This is a genomic window from Corynebacterium tuberculostearicum (assembly GCF_022347385.1).
Taxonomy (GTDB): domain Bacteria; phylum Actinomycetota; class Actinomycetes; order Mycobacteriales; family Mycobacteriaceae; genus Corynebacterium; species Corynebacterium tuberculostearicum_M.
The window spans coordinates 135114-155001 of record NZ_JAKRDT010000004.1; the positions used below are offsets into that span (position 1 = coordinate 135114).

The following is a 19888-nucleotide window of genomic DNA, read 5'->3' on the forward strand; positions in this document are numbered from 1 at the left end:
GCCCTCCCTCTACCGGGGAAGGGCCATTTTCCTGTCTTTAGCGCAGGGTCACCTGGCGGGACTTGATGTTTTCTAGCTGCTTGCGCTCATCGGCGCTCAGCTGGGCATCATTAGAGATTTCTTCCTCCAATGCCTTGTCCACGCGGGTGAGGTGATCCTCATAGGAAGCGTGGTCAACCTCTGGATCCAAGTCGAAGACCGGAGCGATGAGACCGTGGGTGCGGAAGACACCGGCGAACTTGGTGTCCTCGCCCAAGTTCAGCTCGCCGCGGGCGGCGACGCGCGCCAGTGCATTCAGGAATGCGGATTCATCGTCATTCGGGCGGACCCAACGGATGTGGGCCTTGCCGCCGCCGGCATTTGCCCAGAAGGCCGCACCGGTGATGTTCTCGCCCACCTGGTGGGACTCGATGACGGAATCATTAGCAGCGCGTAGCGACTGCGCAATCTGCGGGGTGACCTGTGCTCCCTCCGGAATCCACCATTCGAAGTCCTGGTGAACCTGCACGTCGAGGGTAGCGGGGGCATCGATAAGCTCCTCCAGCTTCGGCTCCGAACCGTCAGCCGCGGTGGATTCCAGGGTGGCGCCCGGCTCGTTATTCTTCACCCAGTTAAGGGCGAAGGCGAGGTCGCGGCCTGGGTTGTGGGTGTGGGACTGTACCTGCAGGCCCACGAAGGCATCGCCGCCAAATTCGGTGTCCCGAATAAGCGCAGCAGAAGCACCCGGCAGGACGGTGGCTACATACACGTTCTTATCGCAGCCTTTAACGTCAAGCTTGGCAAAAGCGGAGGGGACGAACTCCTGCATGGCGACCAGGGAGGCCTCCGCAGCAAGTCCGCCGTAGGGGCGGGGATCCTTTTCCAGGGCGGCGCGCTCCTTGGCGCGGGCAGCGAGCTTTGCCTGGCGGCGGGACATGCCCTCAGGCAGCTGTTCCTTGTTCTTTTTCTTCTTGGCCATGCCTCCAAGATACCTGCTTACTAGAGCTCAATGGCATGTAGGGCCACTTCGGGTTGGTTGGTGGCGAGCATATCTACCCCGTTAGCCCACGCCCACTTCATATCTTCCGGCTTGTCTACGGTCCACAGGTAGGTAGGCAATCCCTGCGCGCCGATAATCGCCGGACGCAGCTTCGCGCGCAACAACGATACGCCAAGCGCGGTGGGCCTGGACAGCATTACATCGGGACGGTTGACGTGGCGTTCCCAATCGCGGCGAAGATAGATCCGGTCCATGTGCGGCGCCAAATTCTGCATGCGGCGGATGGCGTGGTGGGAAAAGGAAATGACGTGGATCCGGGGGTCATCGAAAAGCCCCGCATAACGCAGGCGCAGCACCGTTTGCTCCTCCAGGATGTCGCCCTGCCCAGAGGGGTGCTTAGTCTCGATATAAAGGTGGTGCGGTTTGCCCTCGAGCAGTTCCAAGAGTTCGTCGAGAAGCATCATGCGCTGGCCCGAACCGATGTCAACGCCGCGCAATTCTTCCCAATCCATCTTGGAAATGCGGCCGGGACGCCCTGCGGTGCGGTCCAACGTGGGATCGTGCTGGACCACTACTTTTCCATCGCGCGTCAAGCGCACATCGCACTCGACGCCGTGAATTGGCAAATCTAGGGCTTTTTCAAAAGCTAGAGGGGAGAGCTCCGGATATTTTCCGGAGTATCCCCTATGGGCGACAATCTTCACTAGCCGAAGAACTCTTCCTTGATGTCATTCAGGGTCTTGGCAGAAGCATCGAAACGCTCCTTTTCGTGTTCACTGAGCTGCAGCTCAATCGCGCGCACGATGCCGGAGCGGTTGATGATGGCAGCGGTGCCGATGTAGAGATCCTCTACGCCGTACTCGCCCTGCAGGTAAGCAGATACTGGCAGCGCCACATCCTGGTTCTGGATGACGGCGGCGGTGATGCGGGCCAGGCCCATGCCAATGCCGAAGGAAGTGGAGCCCTTAGCGTCAATGATGGAGTAGGCGGCATCGCGGGTGTCTTCAAAGATCTTCTCGATGCGCTCTGCATACTCCGGATCCGAGTCCAGCTTCTTGGACATCGGGACACCGGCGATATTGGCGGTGGAGACGGCCGGCAGCTCGGAATCGCCGTGCTCGCCCACGATGTAGGCGTGTACGGACTTCGGTGCAACATCTTCCAGCTCGCCCAGCATGTAGCGGAAACGAGCGGAGTCCAGCACAGTGCCGGAGCCGATGACGCGCTTGTGATCCAGGCCGGAAGCCTTCCATACGGCGTAGGTCAGGATGTCCACTGGGTTGGAGGCAACCAAGAAGATGCCATCAAAGTCATTCGCCATGACATCGGAGACGATGCTGTTCATGATCTTGACGTTCTTGCCCACCAGGTCCAGGCGGGTCTCACCCGGCTTCTGTGCGGCACCAGCGCAGATGACGACCATATCGGCGTCTGCGCAATCGGCGTAGGTGCCCTTGGTGACGCGGGTGCGGGTCGGGGCCCACACAACACCGTGGTTAAGGTCCATGACGTTGCCTTCTAGCTTCTTTTCATCGATGTCGATGATTGCCAGGTGGTCAACGATGCTTTGGTTGATGAGAGCGAAGGCGTAAGCGACTCCCACATCGCCGGCGCCAATGAGAACTACTTTGTTTCCTACATGATTTGCCATGACCCCATTGTGCAACTTTGTGGAGATTTTTGCACGGGCTAAGTCTCACACTGAAATTCCCACCGGAATCTGGGAGAATCGGGCATTATGAAACGCGCACTCCGCCGCGCTGCACTAATCGCTCTTGGCGTAGCCGCGGATCTCACGCCCATCGTCCGTATGACCAGCCGGCAAACCTTACCGCCCAATATGTCGGCTGGAATTTTGGGTGCGGAATTAGCGACGTGGGCTGCTGTTTCGCCTTCCCTACTGCCCCGTCCGTGGTGGGTGACCGCCGCCAACGTGGCAATCGGGCAGGGCGTCGGGCATCTAGGGGCGGCGTCAACAAGCTTCGTGCTCAATCGCATTGGCAAGCGCCCGCAGGACCGCCTCGGACCTCAACATCGACAAATTGTGCACCTTGCTATTGGCGCCGGGACTGCGTTTAATGCCGTGCTTTCGCTGCGCAATCAGAAAAAACAGGCGGAGTTGGTCAATAAGCAGCTCGTGCGCGGGCCCGTCACGGCGGCCATCGGCCTGGCTGCGGGCACCGCAGGCTACGGCACGCTCCTACTCATCGGGGAGGCCACGCAGCTTGCCGTCACCAAACTGTCACGCCAGCTGGGCCGCTGGGTGCCGGCGCTCATTGCGTGGCCGGTGGTTACCGCGGGACTGAGCCTCACGGCGTTTGCACTTTCTGACCGCGTGGTCTTTCGACGCTGGCTGCGCTCGCTATCGCACCAAGCGCAGCGGTTAAATAAGCAGATTTTCCCCGGCACCTCCATGCCGTGGGAGCCGGAGCGCTCCGGCAGTCCGTGGTCGCTCGAGCCGTGGTCGGCATTGGGACAACAGGGACGCCGCTTTGTCTCCAATGGCCCCCGCGCCCGCGATATCCGCACAGTGACGGGAACCGATGCAAAGGAACCGATCCGCATCTACGCCGGATACATTCCAGGGCGCTCCTTCCAACAATCCGCGGAAAAGATCCGCGCCGAACTCGAACGCACCGGTGCCTTGCGGCGAGAGACTATTGTTATCCAGATGCCCGCCGGCTCGGGATGGATCAATAACTGGGGTGCGTGCTCCTATGAGTTTTTGACCGGTGGTGATTGCGTCACCGTCACCATGCAGTACTCCTACCTGCCTTCGGTTTTTTCCTACCTCGTGGATAAGAATGCGCCAAAGCAGGCGGCCCGCGAATTGATTCGGGTGATACACGAAGAGATAGATAGGCTGCCGGAAGAAAACCGCCCACGGCTATATTTCGCAGGTGAATCGCTTGGCGCCTACGCCATTATGGATAACTACCATAATGTGGAGGACCTACTTTCCGCCTGCAATGGCGCGGTCTTTTCTGGGCCTCCGCGCATGACGCACTTTACCCAGCGCCTGCGCCGGGATATTGGTTCACTAGAACGCCTGCCCGTTATCGATGGCGGCAAGCATGTGCGCTACGCCGCGGCCCCTGACCATACGCTGCACGACGCCTTTGGCAATGACTACGCCCATACCTGGCGCCGACCCCGCATGCTCATTGCCCAGCATGCTTCCGACGCCATCGTGTGGTGGGATCTCAACCTTCTCGTGCGCAGGCCCACCTGGATCCATGAACCACAGCCGGAAGCTTTGCACGCGGATACCTTCCGGCAGCTGCATTGGGTGCCTTTTATTACCTGGTGGCAAATTGGTTTGGACCAGATCAATTCCCTCAACGTCCCTGGCGGGCACGGACACAACTATTTTGAGGAAATGCTCTGGTATTGGGATGAGGTCTTAGGATCCCAATCCCGCCAATCGCTCACGCCGAAGTTGGCCAAAAAGATCGCTCGCTTTATCCGGCGCGACGCTTAGTCGCATTTCACCCCAGTACTGTGGTGCGGGCAGTACCCATTGGGCACCTTATGCAAGTACTGCTGATGCTCATCCTCAGCCAGGTAGTACTCCCCAGAATCGGTTTCAGAGAGGAGTTTGACCTCCGTGGTGGTATCCCCAAATCCAAATTCCTTGAGTTTCTCTGCATAGGAGTCCACGATGCCCTGGATTTCTGCGCGCTCTTCCTCCGTGCGTGGGTAGAAAGCAGAGCGGTATTGCGTTCCTACATCGTTGCCCTGGCGGAAACCCTGCGTGGGATCGTGCGCTTCTAGGGCTTGTACGACAAGATCGCGCAGGCTGACGCGCTGCGGGTCATAGACCACCTCCACTACCTCGGCGTGGTTGGTTAGCCCACGGCACACCTCGTAGTACGTGGGATTCGGGGTGGTACCGCCCGCATAGCCCACCGAGGTGGAATCCACGCCTTCGGTCTCCCAAAACATCTTCTCCGCGCCCCAGAAACATCCCAACGCAATAAGAATGGAGCGCTGCCCGTCCTTCCACGGTCCGGTAATCGGTGTTCCTAAAACGGCGTGCGGGGCGGGGTCTAGGATTGGCTCGGTTCGACCCGGCAGAGCCTCGTCTGCAGTAACGAGTTTGGGCTCCGGCTTAAACATCCACATGAGGTATAGCTCCTTCCTTATTCCTTCTTCCCAACATTGTACTGCGAAAAGCTATTCCGCGGCCAGTTAATATTCGCGCTAGTTCCACAATTCGAATTAATCATGGCGAAATCTTTCAACCGTGCCTATCATCGGGACACGTACCCGAAGAAAGGATTTAACAAATGGCTGTTTACGAACTTCCTGACCTCCCATACGCATTCGACGCACTGGAGCCACACATCTCCGCAGAGATCATGGAGCTCCACCACGATAAGCACCACGCAACCTACGTTGCTGGCGCTAACGCTGCACTCGAGGCACTCGAGGAAGAGCGCAACGGTGAGGCTAACCCGGATCGCATCCGCGCCCTCTCCAAGAACTTGGCGTTTAACCTGGGTGGCCACACCAACCACTCCATCTTCTGGAAGAACCTGTCCCCGAACGGTGGCGGCGAGCCAACCGGCGAGCTGGCAGAGGCCATCAACCGCGACTTCGGCTCCTTTGAGAAGTTCAAGGCTCACTTCTCCGCCGCTGCTACCTCCCTGCAGGGCTCCGGCTGGGCCGTTCTGGGCTACGACCACATTGCTGGCCGCCTGATCATCGAGCAGCTGACTGACCAGCAGGGTAATACCTCCATCAACTTCACCCCGCTGCTGATGCTGGATATGTGGGAGCACGCTTTCTACCTGCAGTACAAGAACGTTAAGGCTGACTACGTTAAGGCCGTATGGAACGTCTTCAACTGGGATGACGTTGCTGAGCGTTTCGCTGCAGCCACCAAGTAACTCCTTTTAGTTACTTCGGCCGCCCCTCCGGGGGCGGCTTTTTCTATGCCCGGATAAATTCCCGGAATTGCCGCACTGGGGGCGCATCGTCCCCGGCGCGCCACACCAAACCGAGCTCGCGGTACGCTGGCGGCGTGAGGGGGATCAGGCTCCCCACCTGCAGATAGGGATCATCCAGCGGCAAGAGCGCCACCCCGAGTCCTGCCGCTACCAGCCCCGCAACGGTAGTAAGCTCCATTGACTCGAAGACGAGGTGGGGGCTAAAGCCGGCGTCGTCCGCGAGGGCATCGAGAAGCATGCGCGTGCCATAGCCCGGCAGCATGCCGATGAAGGGTTCTGCAGCGAATTCCGCTAGTTTCACCTCCCGCCGATTCGCTGCCCAGTGGCCTTCCGGCACCGCAAGGCCTAGTCGCTGCACCTTTATCTGGTGCCAGCCCAGGGCTGCATCAGGCCGAGGGCCCACGAGGGCAAGGTCGGATTCGCCGTTTTCCACCCTGCTCACCAGCTCCTGCGCCGCGCCTTGATGGAGGCGAATATCCACGTGCGGGTGCTGCGCGCGATAGCTCTTGAGCAAGTCCGGAACCAGCCAGGTGCCCAGCGAGTGCATGAAATCTAGGCGCACGGTGCCGCGCTCTGGATCCATGAGGCGAGCAACATCGTCCCGCCCTACTTGGTAGGCGCGGAGCATTTCCCGCCCGGCCGCAGCAAAGGCCCTCCCGCGCGAGTTCACGTGCAGGGTGCGCCCAGTGCGCTCGAAAAGACGGGCGCCAAGACTAGCTTCTACGCGCTGTACGCGGCGGGTCAGCGCGGATTGGGAGATCCCCAGTTCATCGGCCGCAGCACCCACGCGGCCATGATCCACCACGGCGAGGAAGCCGCGGACATCCTCCACATTCATGCATACTCCGCATCGATTAGTGTAATTTTCCACATTTTACACATGCTGCGTGTCCGGGCAGGCTAAATGATATGACTCGAACGCGGCGCGCTACGGTGGCCATGCTCCTTGTGGGCTTGGCTATATTCTCCAGCCTGTATTCCACCCAAGCCATCCTTCCCACGCTGGTAGACAACATGGGCCTTTCTTCCACCGAGGCGGCCATGACCGTATCGGCCGCCACGGGCGCGCTGGCACTATGCGTGGTGCCCGCATCGATCCTCTCCGAACGTTTCGGCCGCGGACGCATCCTGCTCATTTCGGCCGTTGCCGCGACCGGCGTGGGGCTCCTTGTTCCCCTCGCCCAAGAGGGATGGCAGCTCATCGTGGTGCGCGGCCTGCAGGGTGCGCTGCTGTCCGGCGCCCCCGCCACCGCAATGGCATGGCTTTCTGAAGAACTCGATGACAAAGCCCTGCCGCGAGCCATGGGCCTATACATTGCAGGCACCTCCGTCGGTGGCCTTACCGGCCGCCTCATCCCCACCGGACTGGTGGAGATTTCCACGTGGCGCTGGGCGCTCTTCGGCTCAGCGCTGGTCTCACTCGCCTTTGCCATTACGGCTTGGCTGCTGCTTCCTACCCAACGCAATTTCCGGCCTAAATCCATCCATCTCAAGACCGAAAGCCGGGCGCTCTTGGGCCATTGGGCCAACCGGGATTTGGCCTTGCTCTTTCTCACCGCATTCCTGTCCATGGGCACGTTTGTCTCCATGTATAACTTCTTAACCTTCCGGCTCATCGATGATTTTGGCCTGGCGCCTTCGCTCGCCGGCTTGGCTTTCCTCTTCTACCTTTCTGGCACCTGGTCCTCGGCTCGGGCTGGAGCGCTAGTGGCCCGAATCGGCCACGGAAAAACCCTGTGCGGCTCGGCCGCGCTTTTTACTGTGGGCATCGCGTTGTGTGCCGGTAACCTTCCGCTGACGCTTCTCGGCATGATCGCTTTTACCGTGGGCTTTTTCGCCGTACACTCCACCGCCTCCGGGTGGGTGGGCCAGATTGCCACCCACGACCGCGCGGAGGCTTCCTCGATGTACGTGTTCTGCTATTACTTTGGCTCTTCTGTGGTGGGCGCATGTGCCGGCCTGCTTTTCGACGCCCTATCGTGGCCCTTCTTCATCGCCTTCTTCACCGCCGTAGCCCTCGCCCTTACCGCGCTGACTTGGACCAAGATTAAAACCGACTAAAATCGGTTTTATGCCTGAGAATAAGTGGTCGGCGCGGACATGGCACCGCAAGGCCTCCCGTCCCGTATCCCTGTGGATGATGGTCTTCATCCTCGTGGGTGCAACGCATACCTTGGTTCCGAACTACCGGTGGGTACTCATTCACCTATTCACCCTCGGACTGGTGAGCAATAGCATCATCGTGTGGTCCCAACACCTAACGGAGAAATTCACCCAACAGCGCCTCCCCGAATCCACTCGACCTACCCAATTGGCCCGCATCTATGGCCTCAATGCCGGAATCATCCTCGCGTTAATCGGCCAAATCCTCATGGAGTTCTGGTCCCAACACTGGATCGTCACCCAGGTGGGCGCCACGCTCATTGGATTGATGATGCTCTGGCATGCGGTATCTCTCTTCCAGCAATGGCGCGGTGCCAAAGATAAGCGCTTCCGCCCCGTGGTGGGCGCCTATGTTCTTTCCGCCCTGTGCCTGCCGGTGGGTGCCATCTTTGGCGGCCTGCTGGCCGTCTCCCCCGGCCAGCCCACGCTACTGCTCGCCCATATCGCCGCCAATATCGGCGGATTCATCGGCTTGGCCGCGGCCGGCTCTCTCACTATCCTTTTTCCCTCCATCTGGCGCACCCAAGGTATTAATCGCCACATGCACTCCTCCTTTGCGCTGCTCGCCGTCGGTGTGGTTGCCACCATCGTGGGCGCTTTCCTCGGCTTCCCTGAGTTGGGCCTTATCGCCTACTGCTGCGGTTGGGCGCTGAGCTTGCAGCAGTGGCTCGCCAATGTACTGACGGTGGCTAAGGACCCGCGCGATCGCATCACCTTTGCCTCGGTCTCCGTGCTCATGGCCTCGTTATGGCTGGTGCTGTCTTTGGTGTACTACACGGTGCAGCATTTCTTTATACCCGAGCCGGCGCTGCCCACCCTCGCCTTGCTGGTGGGGTTTGCCGGTCAACTACTCATCGGCGTGATGAGCTACCTCTTGCCCAGCACCATGGGTGGCGGCCCCGCTGCCGTCCGGGCGGGCTTGCAGCAACTGGACAAACTCGGCCTCCTGCGCGCCACCCTCGTCAACGGTGGGCTGCTCATCTGGATCGGCACCGATATTTCCCTGCTTAAGGTGGTCGCCTCCCTCTTGTGCATCCTGCCCCTGGCGGTCTACCCCGTGCTCATCGCCCGGGCGGTCAAGGCCCAGAAGCAGGTCCTGATGAAGAAGGCGGAGGGCCCGGATCCGAAGCCGGGGCCAGAATGGAACCAGGTCTATGCGGGCATCGCGATCCTCGCGGTCATCTACGCCCTATTTACAGCGCTGTAGTACCCGGCGCGCCGGCATCCATCCACTCGCGGACCGCGCGGGTGGCCTGGACGTCGCCGGAGTTATAGTCCAGCAAGCGCTGCCGCGCCACGAAGTCACCGGCTAACGCCTCGCGGCGCGCATTCACGGATTCTTCGCCGTCGAAGTCTTCTTCTGGCCACGTAAACCCCGCTTCCGGGGCGACTACCTTCAGGCCTAGGCCGAAGGGGCCGGCGAAGGATCGTTTGACGTGGGCGAACATATCCACCCACTCCGGTGAAGAGATAAACTCTTCTACCTCCCGCTCATCCACCTCGCGGAAGCGCTGCGCAGACATGCGCATCCAGTGGTTCTCGCCGTGGGCCGAGTAGCAATATGCAGCAAAGGTTTTGCCCTCCGCATGGGCCTTAGCACGCACATCCATCAACCAGCGCCAGAACGCCGCAAAGTTTTCCGCCTCGGCACGCCCGCCCAACGGCTCCCACGTAACGAACGGAACGTAGTTACCGTCGTGCCAGGCTCCCCATAGGTACGCGCCCTGGTCCAGGTAAGCTTCCATATCCACATCCACCTCCACGTCTGCGCGCGGAGCGTGCACGTCGCCGCGGCGCAGCAACACTTCCCCGGCGCGCCAGGCAGCAGCAAGGCGGGAGGGCTCGCCCAGATCGGCGTCGATAAGCGCCTGCACGGTAGTAATCCCGCGCTCGCGGTAAGGCTTAGCGCGGTCGCCGGATAGGAAAAGCGAAATATCATCCGCCGCCACCAGCTCTTGCTCGCACAAAGACCAAAAGCGGCAGCTCGCACACTCCTTGACCCGCACCGGGGCGGTAGGAAGCGGCTGATTCCAGGCGCGTTCCAGATCAAACTTGGCTGTTTCCGTAAAAAATGCCCGGGTGCGGTCCTGGCCGATGGCCCCGCCCCGGCCGGAATCGAGTCCGAGATCCTGCAAAGCACGGGCGGCAAACGCTAAGCGGTAACCATCTACCGAGTGGTGGCGCAGTTTATACGGCGCCTCAAGCGGCTCGCTCAAACCCAAGCGGTGGGTGGGCACCGCCAGCGTCGTCTTAGTGTCATTCTTGCGGGCCACACGGTGATTGGACACGATAATTGGGGTGTACTTATCACCTTCGCGCAGCAGCAAATCCACGCGCACCATCCACTCCGCGGTGGCGAAGACCGCGTTGGTGATGTGCGTATACCCGGAAGCTAAGGCCTCAAGGGTGCGCATGGAGCGCTCCCACTCATCGCCTTCCAGATCGATGCGGCGGAACCGGCCAGAGCCCTTGCGGGGAAACATCTCCATGACGGCCTCCACTGCGGCCGCGTGGCGTTCCGCCCGGGCAATCGAGGCATGGGTACGCGGCATCTCGGGGTGCGCGCGCCGCTGTACTAAGCGGTAGCGGCACCCCACAAGGTCCGAAGCAACAACCACATCCTCCACACCGGGTGAGCTTAATAGAACGGCAAGGTAAAGTTGAATCCAGACTCGATCAAACGTGAGGGAAATTTAATGAGCATTCTGAAGAAAGTTAAAAAGGCCCGCCAAGAAGCACGCGCACAGGCAAAGGCCGCCAAGACCCGCGCCAAGGCAGAGGTAAAGGCACAGTCTAAGGACCGCCGCCGCCAGCAAAAGCTCCTGGCCAAGCAGGAAAAGCACCTCATTAAGTCGGAGGAAAAGGGCCTCAAGAAGCGCCGCAAGCACGAGGAGAAGATGGCCAAGAATGAGCTAGCCAAGCTCAAGGCCGGCCGCTTTAACTCCGATAACGTCAAGCGCTACGCCGGTGCGCTGCGCACCGCCGCGCCCCTGCTGCTGCCGCTCCTCTACCGCGGCTACGTGGGCTTGAAGACCGAAGGCGAAAAGCGCAAGGCCGCTAAGGCGGGCGTGAGCTCGGATCAGATGGCTTCCTTCTCCGGCTACGGTGCGCCGCTCAAGGCCCGCACCGCCGGCATCCGCAACTCCCTCGATAACACGGACGTTCCGGCCGGCTTCAAGCGCAATGTGCGCGACCGCCTGCAGGAAGTAGACTCCGCCATCGATAATGCCGAGTTCATGACCGAGCAGCAGCGCCGCCGCGCTCACAAGACCATTAGCTCGGAAATCGACTCCATTACTGCGGAAATCCAGCAGCGCTTGGCCCAGTAAAAATATTCACGCCGCCACCGCCCCCAATTCGGTGGTGGCGTTTATTTATTTTCTATAAAGATCCGAGATTTTTCGGGAAAAGTATTTTCGGCCAGAAAAAGTTGCTGATAATCTTCTAACCGCCCTACCCCTTAAACACCGTTTATGCTCTCTGTGCTTGGTGCGCAATTTCTAAAATTGGAGGAAATATGTCCCGCCGCGAAGTAACCCAATTTTACGACGACTTGGACCACACCCTAATCCCTGAAGACCAGCTAGAAGTCGTTCGCTTCAGCGTAAACGGTCAAAATTACCTTATCGATCTCTCCACGGATAACGCGCGGCATTTCCATAATCTGCTCGCCCCCTACGTGGACGCCGCCCGGATTGCCCCCGCCCTCGATGCGCAGCGGGCCAACCCCAGCCAAATCCGCGAATGGGCGCGCACCCAAGGCCTGCCAGTGGCGCACCGCGGAAAGATTCCGCAGGACGTCATCGAGGCGTATAACGCCGCTAATTAAAGCACGCCCTGCTCGCGCGCTGCCGCCACGGCGGAGGTGCGCGAGCGCACACCCAACTTGTCATAAATGTGCACAAGGTGGGACTTCACCGTGGCCTCAGACAGCATGAGGTCCTGGCCAATCTGCCGGTTCGACGCACCCGCTGCTACCAGCTGCAAGACCTCCAGCTCACGCGGCGTGAGCGAAGTGCGTGGCGTCCGCACGCGGGTCATCAGCCTATCGGCCACGATGGGAGATAGCGCCGAATCGCCCTCCGCAGTCGAGCGCACTGCGGCCAGCAGCTCCTGGGGTGGTGCATCCTTGAGCAAATAGCCCACGGCACCGGCTTCGATAGCGCCGAGGATATCCGCATCAGTGTCATAGTTGGTAACCACGAGGACCTTGGGCGGGGTGGCCATCGCGGAGCGAATCTGCGCGGTTGCCTCCGCGCCGCCCATAACGCGGGTCCCTTCCACGCCCGCACCGAAGCGCAGGTCCATCAAAATGACATCGATGCCGCCCGCCTGCGCTGCCGACACCGCAGCGTCGGCCGTAGCGACCTCCCCTACGACGTCGATATCCTCTGCGCCCTCAAGCACGGAGCGCAGACCCAGGCGGACGATTTCGTGGTCATCTGCCAATAGGACCCGAATCACGACATTCCTCCTATCGATGTCATTGTCAACCAAAAGTTTAATCTACCCGGTTGCCTAAGGGCATACTAACTGACACGGCAGTGCCCTCCCCCGGCGCGGATTCAATAATGACCTCCCCACCTAGCTCCTGGGCGCGGCGCCTAATTGCGGCCAGCCCAATATGCCCGAGCCCAGCCGGGGTGCTTTCCACCGCGGCCGGATCAAAGCCCTTGCCGTTATCCACCACATCCAGGCGCACCTCGTCACCCTCATAGGTCACCGTGATCCGGGCACGGCTTGCCTCTGCATGCTTGACGACGTTCCCCACAGCGCCCTGCGCAATCCGCAGCAGCGCCGCCTCTACCTTCATGGGCAGCTGCTGTACCTCTCCTTCGGATTCCACCTCGACGTGAATATCTCCGGTAGCGCCGAAATTTTCCGCCATACGGGTCAACGCGGCCTCAAGGGATGTCTCATTGAGCGTCGGCGGCTGCAGGGCAGCAATCATGGCGCGCGCCTCGTGCAAATTATCCGCGGCCGTCCTGCGGGCCAGCTCGATGCGCTCTCGCGCCTTGTCCGCGTCCTGCTTATCCAGATCCCGGTCCGCCGAATGCAGGAGCATTTGAATGGAGGATAGTCCCTGGGCAAGGGTGTCATGAATCTCGTGCGCAATGCGCTGACGTTCGGCCACCATGCCGGCATCGCGCTCCGTGGCTGCCAGCTGCGAACGGGTTTCAATCAACTCTTTATTCATCCGCGACAGCGTCCGGAAGGCGTAGGTGATCGCTATCGTCACCAGCGCCGAGACCGCCGGCCCCATGACGCCGCCGAAGGTCAGACCCTGCGGAATCTGCACCACCACGGTGATGATCGAGGCAACGATGACGCACGCGATGCCCGCCGCCATGTCCAGCACCGTGAGGTACAAGAAAAACATGGCGAACACCAGATAGATTGCTGCCGGTGCTACGAACAGGTCCGCCACCCACAGCACCGAGAGGATGCACAGCCACAGGTAGCGCACCGGTCTTGCCCAATATTCCCCGTATACCGATCCTGCGAAGTACACCGCCGCAAAGCCCACCAAAAGCAACAGGTTGATGATCGCTTGCGAAAGCGGCATCCGCGCGGAGGTAAAAATGCCCACCACCAGCAGGCCAGCGGTCAGGATATGGATGCCGGTGCGCAACGCGTCGGTATCCCGGTCTATTGTGGAGCTCATGCGCAAAAGCCTACTTCCCCTACTCGCCCTAGCCACCTTTGGGATCGCCGGCTGCGATTCATCCGCGCCCACCCCTGCACCCACCACCACGGTGACTCCGGAGGCTTCGGAGGCACCAGAGGTTAACGTCGCCCAAACCGCGGAAGTCAATGACTGGAGCGATTGCCCCTACATCGGCCCCGGCTGGCTCGAAGAAACCAACGGCCAGCGCCTGACCAAGCAGGGCATCGACACGCGCTTTCCCACCCCTGCCTGCGTCTTTTGGTCCTACCAGGACGAGCCACAGGCCACCGTCATCGTGCGCGATATGCCCACGGTCGAGGACGCCCGCGCCGCAGTGGATTGGGCCGCGCCTATCGACGCCACCGAACCCGCCTCCTTCGACGGCTGGGAAGGTGGCCGGGGCGTAGTCAATGAGCACGCCGTGTACGCGGTGCAAAAGGACACGCACGCGGTGCTGGTGTGGAGCAACCAGCAACAAACCGTTAAGTCAGAGCAAATCGCCCACGAAGCGATCGCCAACTTGGGTCTTTAGACCGCGACGTCGTTATACGGCATCATCGGCGACAGCCACGGGAATACAACCTCCATAAGTAGGAAGAAGACTCCCACCGCAATAGCAATGGCCAAGATGGCCTTCACCGGCGTCGGCCCTGGCAAGAGATTCCACAAAGCGCGATACATTATTTCTCCTCTTTTTCTACTTCCATAGCGTGCACAATCATGCGCTCCGCGTTGGAAAACTGCGGGTGACACGTGGTCAAGGTCAAGATCTCGCGGCTCGGTTCGGCGTCCGACTCTGGCACGGGGTTGGTCACCGAGACGTCGCCAGGCGTCGTAATATGCCGGCCAGCTACGTGCGAATACTCCGGCGGAATTCCATTGAAACAGTCCGCCTGCTCGCCATCGATGGGCAATACGCGATAGGTAATTCGCTCCTTCTGCGTCTCCACCACGATGTCATCGCAGGTCTCTAGCTTGCCCAAGTCATTAAAGGGAGCGCCCTTGCCCACGCGGTGGCCCGCAACCGCAAAATTGCCCATCTCCCCCGGCATCTGGGAATCCACGTAGCGGCCTGGGCCGCGCAGCAGGTCATCTTCATTGGTGCCCTCAATGATGGCGAAGCGGTAGTCGGAACCGAACGTGGGTATGTAGAGCTGCGCGAAGGCCTCACCCAACTCCGGCTCCAACTTCTGCCGCGGATTGCGCCATTGCTCGTCGAGGTGGGCGCTCGCCTCCTCCTGCAGCTGACCGGATTCTACATTTGTCCAATAGGCTTCATAGAATGCAAAGAGTAAAAGAACCACGCCAATGGTTAGCATGAGTTCCCCAAGAACTTTAGTCATGCCTTAAACCATACTGCCCATGAAAGGTTGAGCATGTACGAAGTCTTCATGTACCCGGTTTCTGGAATCATGAAATTCTGGCACTGGCTCATCAGCAGCTTCGTCGGTGAATCTACCGCCTGGCTGATTTCCATCATCCTGCTGGTTATCACCGTGCGCGGCGTCGTTGTTCCCCTGAACTGGATTTCCGTACGCTCCGCCCGCATCGGCGCACTCATCCGCCCAGAGAATAACCGCATCAAAAAGCAGATGAATAACGCCACCACCACCGAGGAGATGGCGGAGCTCATGCAAGAGGAAAAGAACCTCATGAAGAGCTATAACTACAACCCCGCAGCCGGTTGTGTTCCCCCGCTCATCATGATTCCGGCCTTCATCGGCCTCTATCAAGTGCTCCTGCGCATGTCCAATATTGAGCGCGGCTCCACCACCGTGGGCATGCTGAATGCCTCCGATGTTTCGGCCTTCCGCGAAACCACCTTCTACGGCGCTCCGCTGACGGATTTCGCGCGCGAGCACGGTGATCTCATCAATCCCATCCTCATTGCCGCCATCGCCTTTACCATGGCTAATTCTGTCATTTCCTTGGTGCGCAGTTTCCGTACCACCCAATTTGATCAGAAGGTCAACCGCCGCGTCTTCATTCTCATGGGCTTTTTACTGTTGGTAATCCCCTTCTTCCTGTGGCACCTAGCCCAAACCGGACCTATCCCAGTGGCCATCATCCTTTACTGGGGCTGTGCCTATCTCTTCATGCTGATCCAAACCGCTATCTTTGAGATCATTTTGCACCGCGACTACCCGCTTACTGAGGATGTCCACGCTATGCGCCGCGAAAGCATTCGCCGCTGGCGCAAGCGCGAAAAAGAACCCGCTCTCTCCAAGGAGGAGAAGAAGCGGGTCAGCCAGCTACGTATGGAGGCCCGAAAGTACCTTAAATCGAATAATCAGCAGGGGGAGCAGAAAGCATCTGAGTAGCCAGGTCGCGGGCCGTCTGCAGCGGCCCAATCTCCTTGGTGAGCCGAGCACCCGCACGGCCGCCATCCAGGAAAATCAACAGCTGGCTCGCCTGCGAGGACGATGGGTAACCATTGCGCTCTGTCAGCAAGGCCGTCAGGGTGGAATGCACCCATTTGCGGTGTTCAACGCAGGCAGCCACGATACCGTGTTCCGCCTCGGTTTCTGGGCGCGGATACTCTCCGGCCGCATTCAAGAAGTGGGAGCCGCGGAATTCCTGCTGGGGTTCTTCTTCGATCGCCTTATCAAAAAAGGCCAGGATCTTCTGATCCGGATCCGTCATCTCCGCGGTGCGCTGTTCCCAGTCCTGGCGGAACTTCTCATCCAAAGCTTCCACATAGGCGATAACCAGCGCGTCTTTGGAACCAAATAGGGAGTACAAAGAGGCTTTAGCCACATCCGCCTCGCGCAGGATGCGGTCGATTCCGATGACACGAATGCCTTCGGTAGTAAATAGCTTGGTCGCTGATTCCAGCAGCCGGCTGCGCGGGCTGGGCCGATTACGGCGCGACTTCTTCTCTGCCATGGGTTCCTCTCTAAAACGACAAAGCCGGTTCATCTATACTTTATAGACAAACCGGTTTGTACGCGAATTAAATTCGGGCTACTTCTTGATGAGCCCCACGATCCACAACAGGATACAAGCACCACCCGTAGCGGCAATCAAGGAGAAGATCCATCCACCTTCCTCAATGTTCAGGAAGTGGATAATCATGCCACCGATGATGCCACCCAGCACACCAACAATAAGGTTGGTCAGCAGGCCGTGGTCGCGCTTCATAATCTTCTCTGCCAGCCAGCCGGCAATAATACCAATAACAATCGAGCTAAAAAGCCCCAGTCCCAAATTCATGCAATCCTCCTAAAATAGCGGGTATACCTTAGCGTACACGAGCGCACACTACCTAAGGCGGCTCCACAACAACAAGAGCGCCCCGCCCTTGTGGGCGAAGCGCTCTATGAACAGCAGCTTTTAGCTTTCCTCATCCGGACGGACAACCATCATCGGGCACGGTGCGGACTGCAACAGTGCGCGAGAGGTCGAGCCCAGGAGCATACCTTTAAAGCCGCCACGACCGTGCGAACCAACAACCAGTAGCTGCGCGCCTTCTGCAGCCTCGGTCAAAGCGCTCACTGGACGGTCACGGGTAATGAGCTTCTTTACCTCAACCTCTGGGTATTCCTCACGCGGCTCCTTCAGATTCTCAGTCAGAAGCTCACTCTGCTCCTTTTCAATATCAGCCCACTCGGACTGGGCGGCCGACAGACCCGCCAAGGAAGCCTGCACCTGCATATCCATCCAAGTATGCACGGCAATCAAAGCAGCACCGCGGGCCTGTGCCTCACGGAATGCGTAAGCCGTGGCCTTCTGCGAAACCTCGGAACCATCCACACCAACGACGACAGGGCCGTACTTGGTGGAGTCCGTAACATGATTATCCTCGCGAACGACGACCACCGGGCAAGAGGCGTGGGACACTACCGAAGCGGAGACAGAACCCATCACCATGCCGGACAGGCCACCCATGCCGCGGGAGCCCATGACGATCATGGTGACATCGTGCGACATTTCTAGCAGCATGTCGATCGGGGAGCCCTCGGCCACAGTGTGACCAATCTTCAGCTCTGGGGCTACTTCATGAGCGATGGCGCGGGCTTCCTCGATCTTCTCGAGGGTCTCGGCCTGCAAGTCGTCAAAAAGCTCCTTTGGCGGAACCATGCCCTCTGCGTACAGGAACTGTGGCATGGTGTAGCTAGATGCGATCCGCAGTGGAATCTCGCGCTTCATAGCCGTATTTGCGGCCCAACGTACTGCATTCTTCGATGCATCCGAACCGTCAACGGCAACGACTACAATGTCTTCCTTAGCCATGATGTGTCCTTTCGGTGGTTATACCTTAATTGTAGTACGGATTAGGCTTGAGGGTTGACGGTTGCAGCCTCGGAATTCGACGGGAACATAACGGTGTACACAAACTCCAGGACGGTGCGAATTACGGCACCAATACCTTCAGAGAAAAAGGCAACAACCGGTTCAATGAGAGAGTTAAAATCCATGGACAAAACATTAATACATCGCCGAAAAGGTTTCACGCCTTTGCCGATTAAAGACGGTCTGAATCCAACCCGCGTGCGCACTCCCGAGGCAGGCATAACGGCCTGGGATTTTCTTAGTGCAGTAATTTCGGCACAACGCCATCGACACCCCGACGACGACGCCTCGGCGCTCCAGGCGCGCTTCGACTCTGGCGAGGTTGTCCTACGCAATCAGACCAAGCTTCGGCCGGACTCAATATTAGGCAACGACGAGGACGTCTTTTTCTACCGCATTCCGGCACCCGAAACACCGGTGCCTTACGACGTCCCCATTCTCTTCGAGGATGAACATATACTCGTCGCCGATAAGCCACCGTTTATGGCAACCATGCCACGTGCACGCCACATCGTACAGACCGCTACAGTTCAGCTGCGTCGAATGACAGGTAACAACGAGCTTGCCCCGGCGCACCGCCTCGACAGACTTACGTCTGGAATCTTGTTATTCACCAAACATCGCGATGTTCGGGGAGCCTACCAAACCTTATTTGCAGAAAAGAAGGTACAGAAGACCTATCAGGCGATCGCCGAATACCGCTGCTTGCCGACGCCCCTCCAGTGGGCCTCCCACCTCACCAAGACCCCCGGCGAAATCCAAGGCCGCGTAGGCGATGGAAGCCCCAACGCATTTACCACTCTGGCCGCAGTAGAACTAATAGATAAGGCCCCATATGAAAAAATCCACGGTGAACTGCCCCAATTAGGCAAATACACGCTTACACCCACCACGGGCAAGACCCATCAATTGCGCCTCCACATGTGGCAAGCTGGAATACCCATCCTGGGTGATCCTGTCTATCCAGAGATCTATCCCGAGGACGCGGAGGATATGCGGATCCCAATGCATCTCACAGCAACGCACATCGAATTCACTGACCCGCTCAGCGGAAAGTACCGGGAGTTCGAGTCCGCCCTTCCTCTCTACACGCACCGCTTAATCGATCACACGTAGCCGTCATACTATTTATTGTGTAGCCCGTGAAACTGTCACGTGGCGAAAAGTAGAACCAAGACAGACGCTTTATACGATTAGATAAGAGCAAGTTACCGAACCATTCCTTATCCGTAGATCCCCGGGAATAAGCACAGCTCGAGGACGGGAACACAACCAGTTGCGAGTCCTGAAGTGTTCTCCTGGGCGCCCAAATGGCTATAAGCTTAAGCAACGACGAAAGACGGCGGCATGCAGCTCGCCACGAGTTCCGTGCAGTAACACCGGGTTCCGCAAAACGTGAAAAAAGGAAGAGGACGGTGGTTGTCCGTCCTCTTCCCTTTGAGTATTGAGTTGTTTTTGTTGTTTGGTGTCGGCGGTGACTTACTCTCCCACAACCTCCCGGTTGCAGTACCATCAGCGTGTGCAGGCTTAGCTTCCGGGTTCGGAATGGGACCGGGCGTTTCCCTGCAGCTATTGACCACCGACAAACATACGAAGCATTCGGACCCTTTTTGGGTGCCCTTTTGCTCTGGGTGTTGTGTCAGATACTGCATAGTGGACGCGGTCACGACAGTGACTGTTTCTTCTTCTTACTTTTTTGTTGTGTTACACCGATGTGTGTTGGTGTTTGTTGTGGTCAATTAGTACCAGTAGCCTTCACACCTTACAGTGCTTCCAGGTCTGGCCTATCTACCCTATCGTCTTTAGGGGACCTTAACGAAACCTCATCTTAAA

At 58.9% G+C, this 19888-nt stretch carries 23 protein-coding genes and 2 rRNA genes; 9 read left to right on the plus strand and 16 right to left on the minus strand.

Going from position 1 to position 19888, the window contains the following annotated elements:
• Nucleotides 1-37 precede the first annotated feature (37 nt).
• Genes MHK00_RS03680 through MHK00_RS03690 form a run of 3 tightly spaced genes read right to left on the minus strand, consistent with a single transcriptional unit; the run spans nt 38 to nt 2630 of the window.
• Nucleotides 38-958, minus strand: coding sequence for a DUF5926 family protein (locus MHK00_RS03680; RefSeq protein ID WP_250410519.1), 921 nt, complete (start codon nt 956-958; stop codon nt 38-40).
• 20 nt (nt 959-978) lie between these two features.
• Nucleotides 979-1683: a glycerophosphodiester phosphodiesterase family protein gene (locus MHK00_RS03685; protein WP_250410521.1), complete on the minus strand. Its 705-nt coding sequence runs from the start codon at nt 1681-1683 to the stop codon at nt 979-981.
• Nucleotides 1683-2630 carry an L-lactate dehydrogenase gene (locus tag MHK00_RS03690; RefSeq protein WP_179387159.1) on the minus strand — a complete coding sequence of 316 codons (948 nt, stop codon included), beginning with the start codon at nt 2628-2630 and terminating at the stop codon, nt 1683-1685. Before MHK00_RS03690 ends, MHK00_RS03685 begins: the two co-directional genes overlap by 1 nt.
• An 87-nt stretch (nt 2631-2717) precedes the next feature.
• Here MHK00_RS03690 and MHK00_RS03695 point away from each other — a divergent pair, with 87 nt between their 5' ends.
• The gene (locus MHK00_RS03695; protein ID WP_005325364.1) at nt 2718-4460 is read left to right on the plus strand and encodes an alpha/beta-hydrolase family protein; all 1743 of its coding nucleotides are present in this window, start codon (nt 2718-2720) and stop codon (nt 4458-4460) included.
• Here the strand turns inward: MHK00_RS03695 and msrA are convergent.
• Nucleotides 4457-5104 carry a peptide-methionine (S)-S-oxide reductase MsrA gene (msrA, locus tag MHK00_RS03700; protein WP_250410523.1) on the minus strand — a complete coding sequence of 216 codons (648 nt, stop codon included), beginning with the start codon at nt 5102-5104 and terminating at the stop codon, nt 4457-4459. The two genes, MHK00_RS03695 and msrA, sit on opposite strands and share 4 nt — an antisense overlap.
• Before the next feature lie 164 nt (nt 5105-5268).
• Between msrA and MHK00_RS03705 the strand changes: the two genes are divergently transcribed.
• Nucleotides 5269-5871 carry a superoxide dismutase gene (locus MHK00_RS03705; protein WP_005325362.1) on the plus strand — a complete coding sequence of 201 codons (603 nt, stop codon included), beginning with the start codon at nt 5269-5271 and terminating at the stop codon, nt 5869-5871.
• Between the two features lie 43 nt (nt 5872-5914).
• On the opposite strand, the gene MHK00_RS03710 is transcribed toward MHK00_RS03705, so the two are convergent.
• Complete coding sequence (locus MHK00_RS03710; protein WP_250410525.1) at nt 5915-6769, minus strand: LysR family transcriptional regulator; 855 nt, start codon at nt 6767-6769, stop codon at nt 5915-5917.
• A gap of 71 nt (nt 6770-6840) precedes the next feature.
• Between MHK00_RS03710 and MHK00_RS03715 the strand changes: the two genes are divergently transcribed.
• Nucleotides 6841-7992: an MFS transporter gene (locus MHK00_RS03715; RefSeq protein ID WP_250410527.1), complete on the plus strand. Its 1152-nt coding sequence runs from the start codon at nt 6841-6843 to the stop codon at nt 7990-7992.
• A 10-nt stretch (nt 7993-8002) separates the two neighbouring features.
• The gene (locus MHK00_RS03720) at nt 8003-9301 is read left to right on the plus strand and encodes a copper oxidase (protein WP_250410529.1); all 1299 of its coding nucleotides are present in this window, start codon (nt 8003-8005) and stop codon (nt 9299-9301) included.
• On the opposite strand, the gene MHK00_RS03725 is transcribed toward MHK00_RS03720, so the two are convergent.
• Nucleotides 9288-10721, minus strand: coding sequence for a TM0106 family RecB-like putative nuclease (locus MHK00_RS03725; protein WP_250410530.1), 1434 nt, complete (start codon nt 10719-10721; stop codon nt 9288-9290). The two genes, MHK00_RS03720 and MHK00_RS03725, sit on opposite strands and share 14 nt — an antisense overlap.
• A 69-nt stretch (nt 10722-10790) precedes the next feature.
• On the opposite strand from MHK00_RS03725, the gene MHK00_RS03730 reads away from it, so the two are divergent.
• Complete coding sequence (locus MHK00_RS03730; protein WP_250410532.1) at nt 10791-11423, plus strand: DUF6474 family protein; 633 nt, start codon at nt 10791-10793, stop codon at nt 11421-11423.
• Between the two features lie 188 nt (nt 11424-11611).
• Nucleotides 11612-11923: a histone-like nucleoid-structuring protein Lsr2 gene (locus MHK00_RS03735; protein WP_005325354.1), complete on the plus strand. Its 312-nt coding sequence runs from the start codon at nt 11612-11614 to the stop codon at nt 11921-11923.
• Here MHK00_RS03735 and MHK00_RS03740 read toward each other — a convergent pair.
• Together MHK00_RS03740 and MHK00_RS03745 are read right to left on the minus strand one after the other, a co-directional pair.
• A complete protein-coding gene (locus MHK00_RS03740; protein WP_250410533.1) occupies nt 11920-12558 on the minus strand; it encodes a LuxR C-terminal-related transcriptional regulator in 639 nt (212 codons plus the stop codon). The two genes, MHK00_RS03735 and MHK00_RS03740, sit on opposite strands and share 4 nt — an antisense overlap.
• A 37-nt stretch (nt 12559-12595) precedes the next feature.
• On the minus strand, nt 12596-13759 hold the full coding sequence (locus MHK00_RS03745) for a sensor histidine kinase (protein ID WP_250410534.1): 1164 nt from the start codon (nt 13757-13759) through the stop codon (nt 12596-12598).
• Between MHK00_RS03745 and MHK00_RS03750 the strand changes: the two genes are divergently transcribed.
• Nucleotides 13758-14294 (plus strand): DUF2020 domain-containing protein, encoded by a 537-nt coding sequence (locus tag MHK00_RS03750; protein WP_040425365.1) that lies wholly within the window; start codon nt 13758-13760, stop codon nt 14292-14294. The genes MHK00_RS03745 and MHK00_RS03750 overlap by 2 nt on opposite strands.
• On the opposite strand, the gene MHK00_RS03755 is transcribed toward MHK00_RS03750, so the two are convergent.
• Nucleotides 14291-14443: a hypothetical protein gene (locus MHK00_RS03755; RefSeq protein WP_005325347.1), complete on the minus strand. Its 153-nt coding sequence runs from the start codon at nt 14441-14443 to the stop codon at nt 14291-14293. The two genes, MHK00_RS03750 and MHK00_RS03755, sit on opposite strands and share 4 nt — an antisense overlap.
• Nucleotides 14443-15105 (minus strand): class E sortase, encoded by a 663-nt coding sequence (locus MHK00_RS03760; protein ID WP_239278640.1) that lies wholly within the window; start codon nt 15103-15105, stop codon nt 14443-14445. The genes MHK00_RS03755 and MHK00_RS03760 overlap by 1 nt, the downstream gene beginning before the upstream one ends.
• Before the next feature lie 33 nt (nt 15106-15138).
• Here MHK00_RS03760 and yidC point away from each other — a divergent pair, with 33 nt between their 5' ends.
• Nucleotides 15139-16083 (plus strand): membrane protein insertase YidC, encoded by a 945-nt coding sequence (yidC, locus tag MHK00_RS03765; RefSeq protein WP_005325343.1) that lies wholly within the window; start codon nt 15139-15141, stop codon nt 16081-16083.
• Here yidC and MHK00_RS03770 read toward each other — a convergent pair.
• From MHK00_RS03770 to MHK00_RS03785, 4 genes are all read right to left on the minus strand, one after another.
• Nucleotides 16040-16648 (minus strand): TetR/AcrR family transcriptional regulator, encoded by a 609-nt coding sequence (locus MHK00_RS03770; RefSeq protein WP_204610744.1) that lies wholly within the window; start codon nt 16646-16648, stop codon nt 16040-16042. The two genes, yidC and MHK00_RS03770, sit on opposite strands and share 44 nt — an antisense overlap.
• Before the next feature lie 78 nt (nt 16649-16726).
• Entirely contained in the window at nt 16727-16975 is a 249-nt protein-coding gene (locus tag MHK00_RS03775; RefSeq protein ID WP_005325340.1) for a GlsB/YeaQ/YmgE family stress response membrane protein, read from the minus strand.
• A gap of 120 nt (nt 16976-17095) precedes the next feature.
• Nucleotides 17096-17995 (minus strand): universal stress protein, encoded by a 900-nt coding sequence (locus MHK00_RS03780; protein ID WP_005325338.1) that lies wholly within the window; start codon nt 17993-17995, stop codon nt 17096-17098.
• A 41-nt stretch (nt 17996-18036) separates the two neighbouring features.
• The gene (locus MHK00_RS03785; protein ID WP_005325337.1) at nt 18037-18180 is read right to left on the minus strand and encodes a hypothetical protein; all 144 of its coding nucleotides are present in this window, start codon (nt 18178-18180) and stop codon (nt 18037-18039) included.
• Here MHK00_RS03785 and MHK00_RS03790 point away from each other — a divergent pair.
• Nucleotides 18161-19171 carry a pseudouridine synthase gene (locus MHK00_RS03790; protein WP_436232064.1) on the plus strand — a complete coding sequence of 337 codons (1011 nt, stop codon included), beginning with the start codon at nt 18161-18163 and terminating at the stop codon, nt 19169-19171. The genes MHK00_RS03785 and MHK00_RS03790 overlap by 20 nt on opposite strands.
• A gap of 350 nt (nt 19172-19521) precedes the next feature.
• Here the strand turns inward: MHK00_RS03790 and rrf are convergent.
• Together rrf and MHK00_RS03800 are read right to left on the minus strand one after the other, a co-directional pair.
• Nucleotides 19522-19639: ribosomal RNA gene (gene rrf / locus MHK00_RS03795) — 5S ribosomal RNA — on the minus strand.
• 135 nt (nt 19640-19774) lie between these two features.
• Nucleotides 19775-19888: ribosomal RNA gene (locus MHK00_RS03800) — 23S ribosomal RNA — on the minus strand; the annotation flags it as partial.

Bases quoted from the DNA above. Each gene is read 5' to 3' on its own strand.
- MHK00_RS03705 (WP_005325362.1), top strand. From the start codon at position 5,269: ATGGCTGTTTACGAACTTCCTGACCTCCCATACGCATTCGACGCACTG.
- MHK00_RS03680 (WP_250410519.1), bottom strand. From the start codon at position 958: ATGGCCAAGAAGAAAAAGAACAAGGAACAGCTGCCTGAGGGCATGTCC.
- MHK00_RS03720 (WP_250410529.1), top strand. From the start codon at position 8,003: ATGCCTGAGAATAAGTGGTCGGCGCGGACATGGCACCGCAAGGCCTCC.
- MHK00_RS03735 (WP_005325354.1), top strand. From the start codon at position 11,612: ATGTCCCGCCGCGAAGTAACCCAATTTTACGACGACTTGGACCACACC.
- MHK00_RS03715 (WP_250410527.1), top strand. From the start codon at position 6,841: ATGACTCGAACGCGGCGCGCTACGGTGGCCATGCTCCTTGTGGGCTTG.
- MHK00_RS03730 (WP_250410532.1), top strand. From the start codon at position 10,791: ATGAGCATTCTGAAGAAAGTTAAAAAGGCCCGCCAAGAAGCACGCGCA.
- MHK00_RS03710 (WP_250410525.1), bottom strand. From the start codon at position 6,769: ATGAATGTGGAGGATGTCCGCGGCTTCCTCGCCGTGGTGGATCATGGC.
- MHK00_RS03695 (WP_005325364.1), top strand. From the start codon at position 2,718: ATGAAACGCGCACTCCGCCGCGCTGCACTAATCGCTCTTGGCGTAGCC.
- MHK00_RS03760 (WP_239278640.1), bottom strand. From the start codon at position 15,105: ATGACTAAAGTTCTTGGGGAACTCATGCTAACCATTGGCGTGGTTCTT.
- MHK00_RS03770 (WP_204610744.1), bottom strand. From the start codon at position 16,648: ATGGCAGAGAAGAAGTCGCGCCGTAATCGGCCCAGCCCGCGCAGCCGG.
- msrA (WP_250410523.1), bottom strand. From the start codon at position 5,104: ATGTGGATGTTTAAGCCGGAGCCCAAACTCGTTACTGCAGACGAGGCT.
- MHK00_RS03790 (WP_436232064.1), top strand. From the start codon at position 18,161: ATGAGAGAGTTAAAATCCATGGACAAAACATTAATACATCGCCGAAAA.
- MHK00_RS03755 (WP_005325347.1), bottom strand. From the start codon at position 14,443: ATGTATCGCGCTTTGTGGAATCTCTTGCCAGGGCCGACGCCGGTGAAG.
- MHK00_RS03750 (WP_040425365.1), top strand. From the start codon at position 13,758: ATGCGCAAAAGCCTACTTCCCCTACTCGCCCTAGCCACCTTTGGGATC.
- MHK00_RS03785 (WP_005325337.1), bottom strand. From the start codon at position 18,180: ATGGATTTTAACTCTCTCATTGAACCGGTTGTTGCCTTTTTCTCTGAA.
- MHK00_RS03690 (WP_179387159.1), bottom strand. From the start codon at position 2,630: ATGGCAAATCATGTAGGAAACAAAGTAGTTCTCATTGGCGCCGGCGAT.
- MHK00_RS03780 (WP_005325338.1), bottom strand. From the start codon at position 17,995: ATGGCTAAGGAAGACATTGTAGTCGTTGCCGTTGACGGTTCGGATGCA.
- MHK00_RS03745 (WP_250410534.1), bottom strand. From the start codon at position 13,759: ATGAGCTCCACAATAGACCGGGATACCGACGCGTTGCGCACCGGCATC.
- yidC (WP_005325343.1), top strand. From the start codon at position 15,139: ATGTACGAAGTCTTCATGTACCCGGTTTCTGGAATCATGAAATTCTGG.
- MHK00_RS03775 (WP_005325340.1), bottom strand. From the start codon at position 16,975: ATGAATTTGGGACTGGGGCTTTTTAGCTCGATTGTTATTGGTATTATT.